The sequence below is a fragment of the Candidatus Sodalis endolongispinus genome (genome assembly GCF_018777395.1).
GTDB classification, from domain to species: domain Bacteria; phylum Pseudomonadota; class Gammaproteobacteria; order Enterobacterales; family Enterobacteriaceae; genus Sodalis_B; species Sodalis_B endolongispinus.
In genome coordinates this window covers 56755-72782 of the sequence record NZ_JAFJYC010000001.1, presented here as the reverse complement: position 1 = coordinate 72782, position 16028 = coordinate 56755, and the positions used below count along the sequence as shown (strand labels likewise).

The window sequence follows — 16028 nt, the reverse complement described above, 5'->3', positions numbered from 1 at the left end:
AGTTGAACCTGGAAACTATTTAGGGTGGTTTGCAAAAAAATAATTTTCTATAGAAATGCGTTGTCACATGATTGTCGCTGATTAAAACCTCCTTAACACTATGCAGCCCCCTGTAGAGTAATCGAAAAAAGTTAATGCTAAGATTACACTAATCGTGTTATCAGTTTATAATCAGGTTCCTATGGATGTTGTAAGCTTTTTGCAATTGCGGCTGCCGACCATCATACCACCCTACCCAGTTAGATAATTGACTGATGTGTCATTGGGGAGAGTAATTATGGCTAACTTGGAACCGACCTCGCTATTTTTACATCTCGCCGCTTCTATTTATCGTTGTCGGTGCCTCAGTACGCTTTTCTCAACTTGGTTTTATCCGTAATGAGTATTAATGAAGTTGACATTGATCGGCCCCGCCCCACGTATACATGGTATTCAACGCCTTTAACGCATTCAATGCATTCGACGCATATCCACCGGGCAAACCCAATATCGTCAGGCCATAACTCACTGAAATCTGGTTTAAAAAATGCAGGTCTGCTGTGTCAGCAATACTGGATGTTCCTCTTTCATCTGTGCGCCAAATTTAAACATCGTCATCTACGGCTTATGCGGTGAGGGCCGGGGATACACCGCGCCCGCAGGTTTAACACGGCCCAGCGAAAAGAGCCCAGTACGGGTTGCAAGAAACCGCAGGGATCAACGCCAGTTCCATAAGGATACGCCACCGACTGTTTTCGCTGTCAATTCTGCTGGGGTTGCGACAAATGTTTTAGCGCATGGGGTGAGGGGGGGTTGGCTTATCACCGGCGACACGGCGCCAGTCGGTGAATAAGGCGACCAAAAACATCTACGCCCTCAAGCACATTAGGTTGATCAGATGCTGATGCGCTTGCCCGGTAACGTCATTGGTTTACCTTTTCGCCGGATACGGGAAAATAAAACAAAAAGCGTTATGGGGGGTTATCGACTAACTGCTTGAATATTAATGCTGTAGAAAGGTATAAGGGATGACGAGAAGAGGGTGCCCGGACTCGGAATCGAACCAAGGACACGGGGATCTTCAATCCCCTGCTCTACCGACTGAGCTATCCTGGCAACGGGGCGCATATTAAACCGTATTGATCGCATGGCGTCAACGCCTAATTTATCTACGCGGTGCGTTTGCTGCGTTTTCAGGCAGCCGCGAGGGCGTCCAAGGTGCCCATTTGCCGGCGAGGGCAGGCTGCCGGCAAAGGGGCGAGGTAATATTTAGTTATTTCATAATTTAACTAAATATAACTATTAACTTAATTATCATAAAGTTAATAAGATGGCGCGTTATCGCGCTTGGGGGGTTTTTTCTTGAACCCGGCGGGGAAACATGCAATTATTGCGCAAATTTTTTATCACTTCTTATTACGCAGAGGATCACAGGAGGCCGCCGCTATGCATTCAGCACTGTCGCCGCGTCTGGTCACGGGGCAGCCTTGTCCAGTGATGCGGATATCCTGCCCGCATTTTCTCTACCGCGCGTATTCGTCCGTCATCACCATGCGGTGAGGGCTCTTAGGCTCACTGTTAGGCATTAGTAAGAACAGACGTCCGGCTCTGCTTTTACTGATGTCTATTGGCTGCTGCTGATTCCAGTCTCTCCATTAAGTTGCGCTTTCCTTTTTCGGGAAAGTACGGCCGGCATCGGGTGCGGGACGCGTTTGCTCTCCCATTGCGTGCTCAGGCACATCGACTCATCCTTACCTTAGGGCATCGGTGATATGACTTTGTTAAAAATAGCCGCCAGCACCACGCTGGCCGATCGTCTGCACACTCCGCGCGCGATAGTGCCGCTGGACCAGACCGATTTCACGGATGTGGCCGCGCTGGTTGTTTCCGTTGAGGATGCCCGGTCGGGCGTGCTGGCCGTGCTGCGCAATACCTGTTTTTCCATTCCGGCATTCGTCGGCGTTGACGTCGCACGCCGCGACGACGGTGTCGCGCTGCAGGCCGGCGTCGAACCGCTGTGGCTTGATGATGCGGCCCCCGCGGCCGCGCGGTTGGAAGCGGCCGCGGATGGCTATCAGCAGGCGCTGCTGCCGCCGTTTTTCGATACGCTGACGCGCTATGTCGCCATGGGCAACAGTACCTTCGCCTGTCCGGGGCATCAGGGCGGGCAATTCTTTCGCAAGCACCCCGCCGGGCGGGCGTTTTATGATTTCTTCGGCGAAAATGTTTTCCGCCAAGGTGTTCAACGCCGATAAAACCTACTTTGTGCTTAACGGGACCTCTTCGGCTAATAAAGTCGTGACCAATGCTTTGCTGACCCGCGGCGATCTGGTGCTCTTTGACCGTAATAATCACAAGTCGGTGCACCATGGCGCGCTGTTGCAGGCCGGCGCCACCCCAGTGTATCTGGAAACGGCGCGCAATCCGTTCGGCTTGATTGGCGGCATTGATGCCCATTGCTTCGACGATGCCTACCTGCGCCAGCGGGTGGCAGAGGTTGCGCCGCAGCGGGCGGGCGATGCGCGGCCGTTCCGTTTGGCGGTGATCCAGCTGGGTACTTATGATGGCACCATCTATAACGCCAGGCAGGTGGTGGATAAAATTGGCCACCTGTGCGATTACATCCTGTTTGACTCCGCCTGGGTGGGGTATGAGCAGTTTATCCCCATGATGGAGCAATGTTCGCCGCTGTTGCTGGATTTAAATGAGAACGATCCGGGGATCTTTGTCACCCAATCGGTGCACAAACAGCAGGCGGGGTTTTCGCAAACTTCGCAGATTCATAAAAAAGACATCCATATCAAAGGGCAAAAACGGTTCTGCAATCATAAGCGGTTTAACAATGCCTATATGCTGCATGCGTCCACCAGCCCGTTTTATCCGTTGTTCGCGGCCATTGAGATCAACGCCAAGATCCACGAAGGGGCCAGCGGCCGGCGGATGTGGATGGCGTGCGTCAAACTGGGTATTGAGACCCGCAAGCAGCTTTTGGCGGAGTGCCGCCTCATTAAGCCGTTCGTGCCGGACTACGTTGACGGCCGGCGCTGGCAGGATCATGCCACCGAGGACATGGCGCATGAAAAGCGCTTCTTCAATTTTGTTCCCGGCGATCGCTGGCATGGCTTTGATGGCTATACCCGCGATCAGTATTTTGTCGATCCCTGTAAACTGCTGCTGACCACGCCGGGAATCGACGCCGCCAGCGGACGCTATACTGCATTTGGTATTCCGGCCACGATTCTGGCGACCTATTTGCGCGAGAACGGCATTGTGCCGGAGAAATGCGATCTTAATTCCATCCTGTTCCTGCTCACCCCCGCCGAAGATGCGGCGAAGATGCGCCGGCTGGTGGAGGTGCTCAAGCAGTTTGAACGCTATATTGAGCAAGATGCGCCGCTAACAGCGGTGTTGCCCAGCATTTGCGAGAAATACCCCTGGCGTTATCAAGACTATACCCTGCGCCGTTTGTGTCAGGAAATGCATGACTTGTATGTCAGTTTTGACGCCAAGCATCTACAGCAGGATATGTTTCGCCAGCCCCATCTGCCGCGTATGGCGCTAAACCCGCAGGAGGCTAATAGGGCTTTTCTGCGCGGCGAGATAGAGCTGGTTCCTCTGTCCAGGGCAGAGGGACGTATTGCCGCCGAGGTGGCGTTGCCTTATCCGCCGGCCGGGGGTGCTGTGCGTTGTGCCCGGCGAGGTCTGGGGCGGGCCGGCGTGGCGCTATTTCCTGGCGTAGGAAGAGGAATTGAACCTGCTGCCCGGCTTCCAGCCGTAGCTGCAAGGGGTGTATGTCCAGCAAGATGACTGCGGCACCCGGCGGCTGTATGGCCATGTGGTCTGCCGCTGACGGCTACGGTTAGCCGCATGCCGTTTACTGCCGCGACGGCACGCGCGCCATGGCTGCCGCTTTGCCGGCCATGGTGGATTGTGCCTCCCGCGCTTGGACCTGGGGCATTTGAGGTGGCGACATATGTGCGCCGCGCAGGCATTGTCGCACTTATGCCAGCCATGATCGCGGAACCCTCACGCGCTTGGACATAGGGCGTTGAGGTGGTGATACCGTCGCGCAGCGCGCGCAATTATCGCACTGTTGCCGGCCACGGTCGCGGCACTCTCTCGCGTTATGGCCTAGGGAGGGGTGGTGGCGATATCGGCGCGCAGCGCGCGCAATTATCGCATTACTGCCGGCCATGGTCGCGGCACCCTCTTGCGTTATGGCCTAGGGCGTGGTGGTGGCGACATCAGCGCGCCGCGCGCGCCGATGTCGTCCGCCGCCGTCAGCGCCGGTAGTTCTTTTGCAGATTATTCACTTTATACAAGTAGCGACGCGATTCCGCCGACGGATGCTGCGTGGACAGCGTTTGATAAACCTGATCCGGCGGCATGCCGTTAATTATCTGGAACGCCCGGTTTTGATCGCGCGAGAACACCAGCAGCACGCTGCCGGCGCCGCCGTTATAGGCGGTGATCACCGCATAACGCCGCGATGTCGGATTGACGATGCCGCCCAAATAGCTGTTTTGCAGCATCGCCAGATAGGCGGTGCCGGTATCGATATTATTTTCCGGATCGAACAGGTAGCTGCGGCTCGGCTGGCCCCATTTGCCTTTCATTTTAAACACGTCGCGTCCAGCGCTGTGCTGCACCACCTGCATGAGACCCAGCGCGTCGGCGTGGCTCACCGCATAGGGGTTGAAGCTCGATTCCGTCTGCATAATCGCCAGGATCAGCGATTGATCAACGCCATACTGCTGCGAAGCTTTGCGCACCATGCCAAGGTATTTATGGGCGCGTTTGTCCACATGGTTCGGCACCAGCTGAATAGTGATGGACCAAATTTGCCGCAGGCCGGTGGTGCGGGTTTGTAAGCGGGTTTGCAGCAAATAATCGGCAAAATGGGCGGCGCGCCACTCCCAGCGGATCGGCTCACCGTTATTATCCAGCACCTGACCATAGAGGAAAGGATCTTTGCTGATAGGAATATCGTCCGCATCCGAGTACAGATCGATCGTGCCGGGATCGTTACCCATTAATAGCGTACTGATGATGGCCTGGCGCAAATGCGCGCTGGGGTTGTCGCCAGCGATGGTTTCGACGGTAATGGTTCCGGCATCAAAATTGATGTGGCTGCGGGTTTCGTATTGATCGGTGTATTTTACGTAGTCTTTCGGCCCGGCAATCAGAACTTCATTCAGCCCCCAAAGATTTTCAATGTTGTGGGCGAACTGCCCCATCAAAATATCGAAACCGTTAGTGTCTTTTATGTAGGCTTCATTTTCGGCATTGTTTTTACTGCTGGAACAGGAGATCAATAACGGGGCAATGATCACTAAAGGTAATATTTTCTTCATGTTACGGGACGTGTCAGGACTGGAAATTTCCGGGGCGCCAGGCACCCCGAAAAGGCGTTATTCGCTCGGCGGGGTATACCCATGGATATGCACATCCTGACCTTCAAACAGGAAATTGATCATCTCCTGCTCCAGCACCTTACGATCGGCGACATTCATCATGCTGAGTTTTTTTTCGTTTATTAGCATCGTTTGCTTGGTCTGCCATTGCGCCCAGGCTTCTTTAGAAATGTTGTCAAAAATACGTTTTCCCAGTTCCCCTGGGTAAAACTGGAAATCCTTCCCTTCGGCTTCACGTTTTAAAAAAGTACAGTAAATCGTTCTGCTCATCATTCTTCCTCTTTGTTGGCAGCCGCTGGCAATAAAGCAGCTTGTCGAGGCTGACGTAGTTGGCTTAGTAAACGCTCGACCGGCGCCGCCAGTCCGACCGCCGGCGGCTGGGCTAAGTTATACCAGAGTCCGCTGCCTTCATCCATGCAGCGTTTCGTTGTGCCGACCTGTTGCCACATCGGCACAATATCCAGATGGAAATGGCTGAAGGTATGGCGAAACGCCGTCATTTGTTCAAGGTGGCCGTCCGGCAAACCGCGCTCGGTCAGCCAGAGCGACAGCGCCTGCGGGTCGGCAAACTGCGGGAAACAAAACAGCCCGCCCCACAAACCTGCCGCCGGGCGTTGCTCAAGCCACACGCGGTTGCCATCCTGCAGCAGCAGAAACCAGGCGGTTTTTTCCGGCAGGATCTGCTTCGGTTTTTTGCCCGGATAGCTGGCCCAGCTATGGGTGGCGTAGGCTTGGCAGCCTAAGTGCAGCGGGCAAAGCTCGCATTTCGGCCGCGAGCGGGTGCACACCATCGCCCCCAGATCCATCATGGCCTGATTGAATTGTGCTACCCCCTGCGCCGGGGTGACCTGTTCACTGTGCCGCCACAGACGCTGCTCCGACTCTTTTTTCCCGGGCCAGCCGGCAATGGCATAATAGCGGGCGAGCACCCGTTTGACGTTACCGTCAAGAATAGGATAGTGCCTGTCCAGCGCCAGCGACAATATGGCGCCTGCGGTGGAGCGGCCAATGCCGGGCAGGGCGCAAATGGCGTCAAAGTCTTCTGGAAATTCGCCGTCGTGCCGCTCGCTAATAAGCTGGGCCGCTTTATGCAGATTACGTGCATGGGCGTAATAGCCCAGGCCGGTCCATAAATGCAACACTTCATCCAGCGGCGCCGCCGCGAGTTGGCAGACGGTAGGGAATTTGGCCATGAAGCGTTGAAAATAGGGGATGACGGTCATCACCTGCGTTTGTTGCAGCATGACCTCCGATAACCAGACCTTGTACGGCGTTTTTTCCAACTGCCAGGGCAGCGTTTTGCGGCCGAACCGCTGGTACCAATCCAGCACGAGTTGCGCGAACTGTGGCGCTTGCGTCATTGTGAAATCATTACCTGTGGGCGAAAATCCGCATCATTATCCTAGTGCGCGATTGCAGCATAGTGCGAACAACCTGTAAACAGGAACTTTCCTCTGTTGCGCGCTTGCTAAACAGCGCTATCTTTGCATAATGCGCGTTTGCCAACCACTTTCACATTGCGGAACTTTATGAGCAACAATGTCATTTCCCCCGAATTCGACGAACAGGGACGCGCGCTGCGGCGGATCCGTAGTTTTGTCCGGCGTCAGGGCCGTCTGACCAAGGGGCAGCAGCATGCGCTGGATACGCTTTGGCCGGCAATGGGAACGGACTATCAGGCGCAGCCGCTCGACCTTACTGCGCTGTTCGGCCGCGCCGCGCCGGTGACGCTGGAGATTGGTTTTGGCATGGGGGCGTCACTGGTGACCATGGCGGCGGCGCATCCCGAGCAGAATTTTATCGGAATCGAGGTGCACTTGCCGGGCGTCGGCGCCTGCCTTGCCAGCGCGCAGGAAGCGGGCGTCAGCAACTTGCGTGTCATGTGTCACGATGCGGTGGAAGTGCTGGAGCAGATGATCCCGGATGCGTCTTTGGCGCTGGTGCAGCTGTTTTTCCCTGATCCTTGGCATAAGGCGCGGCACAATAAACGCCGTATCATACAGGCGCCGTTTGTCGAGCTGGTCGGACGCAAACTCGCCGCCGGCGGTGTTTTACATATGGCGACCGATTGGCAACCTTATGCCGAACATATGTTGGCGGTGATGTCCGATGCCGCGTTTTTCCGTAATCTATCCTCAATAGGCGACTATGTGCCGCGGCCGGCGAGCTGCCCGTTAACCAAATTTGAACAGCGCGGTCAGCGATTAGGTCATGGCGTTTGGGATTTAATGTTTGCCAAAACGGTCTGAGCCATAGGCAGGAGCAATCCTCGTTTTCTTCACGCAGGTCATCATCAGGAGAAGGTATGTTGCGCAAAGCAATGCTCGGATTATTGCTCATGACCGCCTGGCAGGCGCAGGCGGAGTATCAGTGCCCGGTCAAACCCCAGGACGACATTATCATTGCGCCGCAAACGGTGCAGGTGATAGGCCAAAGCGGCACCTTGACCATCACCCCGGCGGGGGAGGTTCAGCGTGACGGGACGCCGGACAGCGCCAGCAGGCCCAGGCTTATCAGAGCGCCCTGCGGCGGGATCTACCCTGGATTGACGAGGGCGCCCGTGCGCACCTGGAAAAAGGCCGTCAGGCGCTGGATAGGATTATCGTGCAGCAGCTCGGCCGCGACAGTAATGTGCGCAATCGGCTGACCACCCTGGACAGTCAGCTTAAGCAGCAGATGAACCGTATTATCGAGTATCGCAGCGACGGCCTCACTTTCCATCATCAGGCCGTGAGTCAGGTAGAGCAGGACGGCCGTCATATTGTGGAACAGAGCATGGGCGGCGTGGGCGGCCTGCAACAGGCGCTACAGACGGAATGGAATAATCAGGAACAGGATTTCCAGCAATTCGGGCGGGATGTCTGCCAGCGGGTAACCGCCCTTGAGCAGCAGCGCCGCGATCTGGTCAAGGCGCTGCCCTGAACGGCGTTGGTGAAGCTGACAAATTGAACCTTGCCGAAGTGCGGCTAACGCCTCAGGTGCCGCCGAATTGAACCTTACCGCAGCGCGGCTAACGCCTCAGGTGCCGCCGAATAGAACCTTGCCGCAGCGCGAGATAAAGCCTGAGGTGCCGACGTGAGCTGCGGGGCCTGGAGTGGGCGGCCAGTGAGAAGACAGGCGATGAGCCCGGGCGCGTGGCGATAGGCACTACGATTATGGCCAACGCGCTCACCGCCTGCATGGCATCCGCGCCTTACATAAACAGCTCCAGCAGCGAGTTGAGGAATAATTTTCCTTTCTCTGTCACCTGCCAGTGGCTGGCGCTCTCGGTGATATACTCGCCGGCCAGCGCGCGCTCCAGCGCGGGGCGCACCGCGTCTTCCGTCAGCCCGGTGAAGGCGGTGAACTCGGCGCGCGGCGCCGCTTCCAGTAACCTGAAACGGTTCATGAAATATTCAAACGGTAACTCAGCCGGCGCCACCGGATAGCGTTTAGCCAGATAATTGCCCTGCATATAACCGCGCGGATGGCGGGTTTTCACCGTGCGTAATACCGCGACGTCCGGCTGGGTCAGCTTGCCGTGGGCGCCGCAGCCGATGCCAAGGTAATCGCCAAAGCGCCAATAGTTGAGATTATGGCGGCACTGGAAGCCGGGACGGGCGTAGGCGGAGGTTTCATACTGGCGGTAACCCGCCGCCTTCAGCAGCGAGTCGCCGCGCTGGTAGATGTCCCAAAGCGCATCATCATCCGGCAGCGCCGGCGGCCGCGAGCCAAATAACGTATTCGGCTCGATGGTCAATTGATACCAGGAGAGATGCGGCGGCGCCAGGGCAATCGCCTCGGTCAAATCATCAAGCGCGCCCGCAAGCGACTGATCCGGCAGGCCGTGCATCAAATCAAGATTAAAACTGCGCAGGCCCAGTGACGCCGCCAGCCGCGCCGCGCGTCGGGCCTCCTCCGCGCCATGGATGCGGCCAAGGCGGGCAAGCTTATCCGCCGCAAAGCTTTGTACGCCGATGGAAATACGGTTGATCCCCGCCAACTGGTAGCCCGAGAAACGATCCGCCTCGACCGTGCCAGGATTGGCTTCCATGGTAATTTCGGCGTCCGGCGCCAGCGGCAGACGCTGGCGGACGCCGTCAAGCAGCGACTGCATGGCGCTGGCCGAAAGCAGACTGGGGGTGCCGCCGCCGATAAATATGGTGTTGACGGTGCGACCCGATGTCAGCGGTAGGTCATGATCCAAATCCGCCAGCAGATGATCGACATATTCCTGATGCGGCACTTCGCCCTTTAGCGCATGGGAATTGAAATCGCAGTAAGGGCATTTTTGCACACACCAGGGAATATGCAGGTACAGGATGAGCGGCGGCAAATTAGGCATGGCGCAGCGCATACAGCAGGCCAGCCAGCGCCCGGCCGCGGTGGGAAAGCGCCTGCTTTTCTTGCGCGCTGAGCATGGCGGCGGTGCGGCCTTGTTCAGGCAGCAGGAAGACGGGATCGTAGCCGAAACCGCCGGCGCCGGAGGGCGATGATGCCGGCCCAGCTGCCATGGCACACCAGCGGCGTCGGATCGTCGGCATGGCGCAGATAGACCAATACGCAATGGAATTGCGCGGCGCGCTGGCCGTCCGGTACCGAGGCCAGCGCCGCCAGCAGCTTGTCCAGATTCTGCCGGTCGCTGGCCTGCTCGCCCGCATAACGGGCCGAGTAAATGCCCGGTGCGCCGGCAAGCGCATCCACCGCTAAGCCTGAATCATCGGCGATGGCCGGCAAGCCGGTGACCCGGGCCGTGTGACGGGCCTTTATCAGCGCGTTTTCAATAAACGTCAGACCGGTTTCTTCCACCGATGTTACACCCAGCGCGCTCTGCGCCACTATCTCCATGCCGAAATCCGCCAGCGCGCCGGCGAGTTCGCGTACTTTACCGGCGTTGCCGGTGGCCAGGACTACTTTTTGCATAGGAATAACCATCATTATCGTGCGCCGCACGGTGTCACCGCGGGCATTTATTCAGGAGGGTCAGGCGTCCAGCAGTCGTGCAATGACCTCGGGCAACTGCCGGGGCTGGTCGATTCTGAGCTGTTTATGGCGCCCCAGTTCCCCTTTTTCAAGGATCACCCGGCTCTTTGCCACACCAAATTCTTTCGCCAGGAAACGAATCAAATGGCTGTTCGCCTGGCCATCCACCGGCGGCGCCGTGATGGCGACCTTGATTTCATCGCCGTGGGCGACGGCGATATGGTCGCGGCTGGCCATGGGCTGAATATACAGCCGCAGCACCAGCGCGTCGCCCTCGCGCCAAACGCCGATCACAGGCGATACCAAATTCCCGGGAACAAATCCATGCCAAGATAATTCAGGGCGTACAGGATAAGGATCACGATTATCGCCGAAAAATCGATGCCGCCCATGGCCGGCAAAATGCGGTGGATAGGGTACATCAGCGGTTCGCTTAATTGATAAAGTACCGCGTCCATTGGGCTGCGTCCCTGGCTGACCCAGCTAAGCAGTGAGCGGATAATCACCACCCAGAACACCAGTTCCCCGGCCGCTTTCAACAGCGCCAGCAGGCCGACCAGCACGTAAATGGGATCGAGGATCAGGACATGCATCTCAATCAGCGTCAGCAGCGGGAATTTGATCATCGCTAGAATAAATGCCAACAGCAGCGAGGCGGTGTCCAGCGGCCCAAGGGCGGGAATAACCCGGCGCAGCGGCCCGATCACTGGTTGGGTGATTTTGACGATAAATTGCGAAAAAGGATTATAAAAGTCGCAGCGCGTCCACTGCATCCAGATGCGCAGCAGCAGCACCATAATATAGAGATCGATAAGCGTTTTGACCAAAAACGTCAGCGTCAGCATAAGAAGGTAATGTCCTTAATCAGGTTAACAAGCGCCGCGTCGGCGACAATACTCAAAATAATTTTTCCATCTCTTCGGCGCGCGCGACCGCCGCTTGCATGGCGCTGGCGACGGTACGGGGCAACTGCTGCTGCTCGAAAACCTGCAACGCCGCAGCGGTGGTGCCTCCTTTCGAGGTCACATTTTGCCGCAGTGTGGCAAAGGGGATATCCCCCGCCTCCGCGGCCAGCGCGGCGGCCACGGCGGCGGCTTGCAGCACCAGGGTGCGGGCGGTGCTTTCATCAAAACCCATCGCCTGCGCCTGCTGCTGCATGGCTTCCATAAACAGGAAAAAATAGGCCGGCGCACTGCCGGCGGCGGCGATCACGCCGTTGATATCGCTTTCCTGCTCTAGCCAGCATAGTTTTCCCACCGCGCCCATTAACTGGGCGCTGAAGGCCCTGTCCTCCTCGCGGGTCTGCGGCGGCGCGTACAGGCCGCTCATCCCTTGGCCCAACAGACAGGGGGTATTTGGCATCACTCGCACAATGGCGATATTTTCGCCCAGCAGCGCATAAAACCGGCTCACGGTAACACCTGCGGCAATGGAAAGCACCAGTTTGCCAGAAAAATCTATCTCCCCGCGCAGGGTGTCGCAGACCTGGGCGATAAGCTGCGGCTTGACCGCCATTATCACCACATCCGCCGCGCGCACGCCGCGCAGATTATCGCCGCTGCTTTGCACGCCGTAGCGCTCGGCCAGCGCGTCGCGGTGGGTGGCGGAGTGGGCGCAAACCGTAATCAAATGCGCGGGATAACCGTTATCCACCAGTCCGGCGATGATGGCCTGCGCCATATTGCCGGCGCCGATAAAATTGATGTTACGCTGTTGCATGCTATTCCTCGTTAAGCTGTCTGGTGACGACGGGAGCTTATTCTCTGGCGCCGAAAATCGCGGTGCCAATCCGCACCAGCGTACTGCCGGCGGCGATGGCCGCCGGCATATCGTCCGTCATGCCCAGCGATAACGTATCTACGCCGGGGTGAACGCGTTGTAAGGCCTCATACAGGGCGGACACGCGCTTGAAGACCGCCAACTGGCGCTGGAAATCGCTTTCCGGCGCCGGTATCGCCATCAGACCGCGCAACCGCAGGCGCGGGCACTCGGTGACCAGCGCCGCCAGCGTCAACATCTCCTCGGGCGCGATACCGGCTTTGGTGGCTTCGCCGCTAATGTTGATTTGAATCAGCACGTTGAGCGGCAGCCGTTCCACCGGCCGCTGATCGTTCAACCGCCGGGCCAATTGCGGGCGGTCCAGGGTATGGCACCAGTCGAAATTTTCCGCGACCGACCGGCTTTTATTGGACTGCAACGGACCGATAAAGTGCCAGATAAGACCGGCGCCCTCTGGCCGCTCACGGAACCAGCCGATTTTTTCCACGCCCTCTTGCACATAATTTTCCCCGAAGGCCCGCTGACCGGCTTCGATGGCGGCTTCGATCGCCGTCACAGGTTTGGTTTTACTGACGGCGAGCAAGGTAATCTGCCGGGGATCGCGGCCGCAATCCTGCGCAGCCGTGCGGATTTGCCGATGAACGCGCTGTAGATTTTGCTCGATAATGCTCATGGTTTCAGGAGGTCATATGGAATTGGATAATCTGGTGGGCCATAGTGTAAAGCATAATGCCTCCGATCTGCACCTTTGTCCCGGCCGGCCGCCGATAATTCGCGTGGATGGTCTGCTGCGGCCGCTGGAAGCGCTGGCCTTGACCGAGGGCGCTATCGCCGACTGCGCCCGGCGCTATCTTGACGCCCGCCAGCGACGTTTGCTTGCGCGCGGCGGCCAGCGTCTGCGCGCCCACTTTTTTTTGCAACAGGGCGGTCTGGCCGTAAGCCTGCGGATTATTCCCTCCCGGCCGCCATGCATGGCGGATCTGGGGCTGCCGGAGGCGGCGGTGGAGCTGCTGTCGCAGCCGCGGGGACTGGTGCTGGTGACCGGCCCGGCGGTCAGCGGGAAATCCAGTTCGCTGGCGGCGATGGTGAACCACCTCAACGACAGCCGGTCGCTGCATATCATTACCCTTGAGGATCCCATCGAACACCTGCACGCCTCCAGGCTCTGCCTGATTCACCAGCGGGAAATCGGGCGCCACTGCAGCGGCTTCCGTCAGGGGCTGCGCGCCGCCCTGCGCGAGGATCCCGACGTTATCCTGCTCGGCGAGCTGCGCGATTGCGCAAGTATTGCGCTGGCGCTCACCGCCGCCGAGACCGGCCATCTTTTGCTGTGCACGCTGCACGCCCGCAGCGCCAGCCAGGCGGTTGACAGGCTGGTGGATGCCTTTCCCGCGGCTCAGCAGCATTTTGCCCGCATGTTGCTCGCCGGCATTCTGCTGGGGGTCATGGCGCAGCAGCTGGTGCGTCGCCCTGCGGGAGGGCGGATGGGGCTGTTTGAGCTGCTGACCATGACTCCCGCGGTACGTCATTTGATACGCGAGGGGAAAACCCATCTGCTGCAGGGACTGCTGCCGGGCTGTCGGCGCGCGGGAAACCGGCCTTCGCCCGCGATGTCCTGAAATAAATCGCGCTATCCAGCCTTATTGTTTTACTTGTTGCGGGTATCACGAGACGCCATCACGGCGCCGTGCCGCTGGGGGCCGTGCCGCCGTGGTTTGCTTTGTTATTAGCCATTTTGCCAAGGATTGTTTTGCCTCTTGTCATGCCGTTTCGTATGCTGCTGCTGTCCCAGGCGCTTTATAGCGCTGTGGGAAGGGTAGCGCTATCGCGCTTCACAACAAGGAACTGGTACAAAATGAACATCAAGCCATTGCTTATAGCCGCGGCGTGTCTGGTGACGCCGTTTGCCGGCGTTGCCGGTCAGGCCCATGTTTGTCATTCCTCCACCATGAAAATTGACCTCAGCAAAGGCCCAGGCAGTCATGAATTATCAGACAGCGTTGTTTTTAACTGCCCTGACGCCGGCAGTAAAACCATCCCAGCGCTGGCGCAGGACGGCTGGAAAATTGTCTCGGTGACCGAGCAGGGTGGACCTGATGACGATGCTGACGTGACCAATATGTATTTTGAGCTGGTGATCCAAAAAGATTAAGCCCCGTCGTCTGCCGGCGGCGGCCATTCCGGCCAGCCGCCGCAGTCCACGCCCGCCAGGTCCATCGCCTTGCACAGACGTAACTGGCGCAAATAGTGATGGATGCCCATGCCGGTATGGTGTTTGAACATCACCCGCAGGGTGCGGGCATTCAGACCGTACTGGCGGCAAAAATCCTCCAGGCGGAAGGGCGCGCTGATATTGACGCGCAATGCCATCAAAAGCAAATCGAGTTGTTCGGCGTCGGAAATGTACGGGCTGTACGGTGCGTGACGAAAACGTCTTGCCATGAGCGCCAACTGCAAAAATAGGGTTTCGCTCAACAGCAGCGACAGCGTGTCGGATTTCATACATTCCTTAGACAGCGCATCGACGCTCTGGCGCAAAATCGCCATGCCGTGGGTACTCAAGCGCCAATATTGGCGCTGTTCAGGCCCCGTTACCCGGCCGGGGAGCAACGCCTGCCAATTAACGTTCAAGGTAAGCAGGTCGCGGCGATACAACACATTATCCAAGGCCAAATCGTTGACCGACTCATAACCGTGGCGGTCGCAGGCGTTGATATAGAAGACATCGCCGCAGGTGATGGGGTAGGGCACATCATTGAGGGTATGCAGACCATTGCCGCGCCAGACAAAGACAATTTCGTCAAACTCGTGGCAGTGCTGTGGAAAGGCGGGCTGCGGCCGGCGACGGTAACTGCGGTTTTATCCGTCAAAAAATAATCGGAAACGTGCAGCTTAAGGCCATTCATGCCGTTATCCCCTAAGCTCAAAGGTAATGGGGAATAATGACATAATTCTATAGATAATTATCTGATGATCGTTGCAAAACGCATTTATTTCCGGGGCGGCGAGGCGGGAGTATGACCCGGCGTCCTCCCGCCCCGTGCCGGGACTATTGCAGCCCTGCATCCCCCTGGCGCAGCATTTTCGGCGAATGGGAGAATTCACGTCGGAACTGCGTGGAAAAGTGATTACTGTCGCTAAACCCGCAGGCGTGCGCGATTTCCGTAATCGTTTTATCAGACTGTTTCAGCTGCTTACGCGCCTCCAACAGGCGTAGCCGGTTCAAATAGCGCTGGGGCGTCATTCCGGTTTGCTGTTTTAGCTGACTATGCAGGGTGCGCAGCGGTAACTGAAATTGATCGGCGAGCGTAAGCCAGTCGACATTGTCGCTGAAGTTGTGCTGTAGCCAGCGTAACAAGTCTTGCAGGCGCTGATCGCGGTTGCCGTCGCTGTGGGCCTGAAAACACCCCTGGCGCAGCACGATTAGCAACTGCAGAAATTGCCCTTCGCTGGCGGCGATATTCTCCGGCGACAGATCACCGCTCAGCGCGTCGAGACGGTGAATCAATTGCTTAGCCTGCTGGAGCGAGGCGTGATTGACCTGCCAGTGAACCTGTCGCTCCCCCGGCCCTTCGCCTGGCAGGAACGGCGCGATATCCTGCAAAAAACGAAACCCGTTGGGGGCGCGGTACAACACGTTAATCATGTTCAGTCGATCCACGCTTTCAAACAGGTGGTGGTCATCGGCGCGGACAAAACAGACGGTGCCGCTGCACAGCGTGTGGGGCTGATCGTTGAAGACATGAATGCCCGATCCGTTTTCCACCAGCACTATCTCCCAGAAATCGTGATAATGCTCGGGAAAATCCCATTGCGGCAGGCGGGGTTCGATGGCTACCGTAGCGTCTGGGGAAACAAAAAAATCATCACCATACAGTAACGTCATTTCAGGCA

The 16028-nt window shown here is 57.5% G+C and carries 12 protein-coding genes, 1 tRNA gene and 4 pseudogenes; 5 read left to right on the top strand and 12 right to left on the bottom strand.

Annotated elements, in window-relative coordinates:
- Positions 1-1022: 1022 nt before the first annotated feature.
- Positions 1023-1095, bottom strand: a tRNA-Phe gene (locus JZM24_RS00365).
- Between the two features lie 656 nt (positions 1096-1751).
- On the opposite strand from JZM24_RS00365, the pseudogene speC reads away from it, so the two are divergent.
- Positions 1752-3829, top strand: a pseudogene (gene speC, locus JZM24_RS00360) (ornithine decarboxylase).
- 430 nt (positions 3830-4259) lie between these two features.
- On the opposite strand, the gene mltC reads toward speC, so the two are convergent.
- The 3 genes from mltC to mutY are packed head-to-tail and all read right to left on the bottom strand — an operon-like array spanning position 4260 to position 6754.
- The gene (gene mltC / locus JZM24_RS00355; protein ID WP_215668194.1) at positions 4260-5333 is read right to left on the bottom strand and encodes a membrane-bound lytic murein transglycosylase MltC; all 1074 of its coding nucleotides are present in this window, start codon (positions 5331-5333) and stop codon (positions 4260-4262) included.
- 57 nt (positions 5334-5390) lie between these two features.
- A complete protein-coding gene (locus JZM24_RS00350) occupies positions 5391-5663 on the bottom strand; it encodes an oxidative damage protection protein (RefSeq protein WP_215669938.1) in 273 nt (90 codons plus the stop codon).
- Complete coding sequence (gene mutY / locus JZM24_RS00345) at positions 5663-6754, bottom strand: A/G-specific adenine glycosylase (RefSeq protein ID WP_215668193.1); 1092 nt, start codon at positions 6752-6754, stop codon at positions 5663-5665. The genes JZM24_RS00350 and mutY overlap by 1 nt, the downstream gene beginning before the upstream one ends.
- 168 nt (positions 6755-6922) lie before the next feature.
- On the opposite strand from mutY, the gene trmB reads away from it, so the two are divergent.
- On the top strand, positions 6923-7642 hold the full coding sequence (gene trmB / locus JZM24_RS00340) for a tRNA (guanosine(46)-N7)-methyltransferase TrmB (RefSeq protein ID WP_215668192.1): 720 nt from the start codon (positions 6923-6925) through the stop codon (positions 7640-7642).
- 56 nt (positions 7643-7698) lie between these two features.
- Positions 7699-8315, top strand: a pseudogene (locus JZM24_RS00335) (DUF2884 family protein).
- 271 nt (positions 8316-8586) lie between these two features.
- On the opposite strand, the gene hemW reads toward JZM24_RS00335, so the two are convergent.
- The 6 genes and pseudogenes from hemW to JZM24_RS00305 all read right to left on the bottom strand — a co-directional run bounded on the left by hemW (position 8587) and on the right by JZM24_RS00305 (position 12807).
- A complete protein-coding gene (gene hemW, locus JZM24_RS00330) occupies positions 8587-9717 on the bottom strand; it encodes a radical SAM family heme chaperone HemW (protein WP_215669937.1) in 1131 nt (376 codons plus the stop codon).
- Positions 9710-10295 (bottom strand): annotated as a pseudogene (gene rdgB, locus JZM24_RS00325) (RdgB/HAM1 family non-canonical purine NTP pyrophosphatase). Before rdgB ends, hemW begins: the two are co-directional and overlap by 8 nt.
- A gap of 60 nt (positions 10296-10355) precedes the next feature.
- Complete coding sequence (gene yggU, locus JZM24_RS00320; RefSeq protein ID WP_215668191.1) at positions 10356-10649, bottom strand: DUF167 family protein YggU; 294 nt, start codon at positions 10647-10649, stop codon at positions 10356-10358.
- Positions 10646-11200: a YggT family protein gene (locus JZM24_RS00315; RefSeq protein WP_215668190.1), complete on the bottom strand. Its 555-nt coding sequence runs from the start codon at positions 11198-11200 to the stop codon at positions 10646-10648. Before JZM24_RS00315 ends, yggU begins: the two co-directional genes overlap by 4 nt.
- Positions 11201-11252: 52 nt before the next feature.
- Positions 11253-12074, bottom strand: a complete 822-nt coding sequence (gene proC, locus JZM24_RS00310; protein ID WP_215668189.1) for a pyrroline-5-carboxylate reductase — start codon at positions 12072-12074, stop codon at positions 11253-11255.
- Between the two features lie 37 nt (positions 12075-12111).
- The gene (locus JZM24_RS00305) at positions 12112-12807 is read right to left on the bottom strand and encodes a YggS family pyridoxal phosphate-dependent enzyme (RefSeq protein ID WP_215668188.1); all 696 of its coding nucleotides are present in this window, start codon (positions 12805-12807) and stop codon (positions 12112-12114) included.
- A 16-nt stretch (positions 12808-12823) separates the two neighbouring features.
- On the opposite strand from JZM24_RS00305, the gene JZM24_RS00300 reads away from it, so the two are divergent.
- Positions 12824-13753 carry a type IV pilus twitching motility protein PilT gene (locus JZM24_RS00300; protein WP_215668187.1) on the top strand — a complete coding sequence of 310 codons (930 nt, stop codon included), beginning with the start codon at positions 12824-12826 and terminating at the stop codon, positions 13751-13753.
- A 68-nt stretch (positions 13754-13821) separates the two neighbouring features.
- Entirely contained in the window at positions 13822-14286 is a 465-nt protein-coding gene (locus JZM24_RS00295) for a hypothetical protein (protein WP_215668186.1), read from the top strand.
- Positions 14287-14330: 44 nt separating this feature from the next.
- Here JZM24_RS00295 and JZM24_RS00290 read toward each other — a convergent pair.
- Together JZM24_RS00290 and rhaS are read right to left on the bottom strand one after the other, a co-directional pair.
- A pseudogene (locus JZM24_RS00290) lies at positions 14331-15040 on the bottom strand (AraC family ligand binding domain-containing protein); the annotation flags it as partial.
- A gap of 143 nt (positions 15041-15183) precedes the next feature.
- Complete coding sequence (rhaS, locus tag JZM24_RS00285; RefSeq protein WP_215668185.1) at positions 15184-16020, bottom strand: HTH-type transcriptional activator RhaS; 837 nt, start codon at positions 16018-16020, stop codon at positions 15184-15186.
- Positions 16021-16028 lie beyond the last annotated feature (8 nt).

What these genes read in the sequence shown, in the direction of transcription:
- mltC (WP_215668194.1), bottom strand. Translation starts at nt 5,333, where the DNA reads ATGAAGAAAATATTACCTTTAGTGATCATTGCCCCGTTATTGATCTCC.
- JZM24_RS00350 (WP_215669938.1), bottom strand. Translation starts at nt 5,663, where the DNA reads ATGAGCAGAACGATTTACTGTACTTTTTTAAAACGTGAAGCCGAAGGG.
- mutY (WP_215668193.1), bottom strand. Translation starts at nt 6,754, where the DNA reads ATGACGCAAGCGCCACAGTTCGCGCAACTCGTGCTGGATTGGTACCAG.
- trmB (WP_215668192.1), top strand. Translation starts at nt 6,923, where the DNA reads ATGAGCAACAATGTCATTTCCCCCGAATTCGACGAACAGGGACGCGCG.
- hemW (WP_215669937.1), bottom strand. Translation starts at nt 9,717, where the DNA reads ATGCCTAATTTGCCGCCGCTCATCCTGTACCTGCATATTCCCTGGTGT.
- JZM24_RS00315 (WP_215668190.1), bottom strand. Translation starts at nt 11,200, where the DNA reads ATGCTGACGCTGACGTTTTTGGTCAAAACGCTTATCGATCTCTATATT.
- proC (WP_215668189.1), bottom strand. Translation starts at nt 12,074, where the DNA reads ATGCAACAGCGTAACATCAATTTTATCGGCGCCGGCAATATGGCGCAG.
- JZM24_RS00305 (WP_215668188.1), bottom strand. Translation starts at nt 12,807, where the DNA reads ATGAGCATTATCGAGCAAAATCTACAGCGCGTTCATCGGCAAATCCGC.
- JZM24_RS00300 (WP_215668187.1), top strand. Translation starts at nt 12,824, where the DNA reads ATGGAATTGGATAATCTGGTGGGCCATAGTGTAAAGCATAATGCCTCC.
- rhaS (WP_215668185.1), bottom strand. Translation starts at nt 16,020, where the DNA reads ATGACGTTACTGTATGGTGATGATTTTTTTGTTTCCCCAGACGCTACG.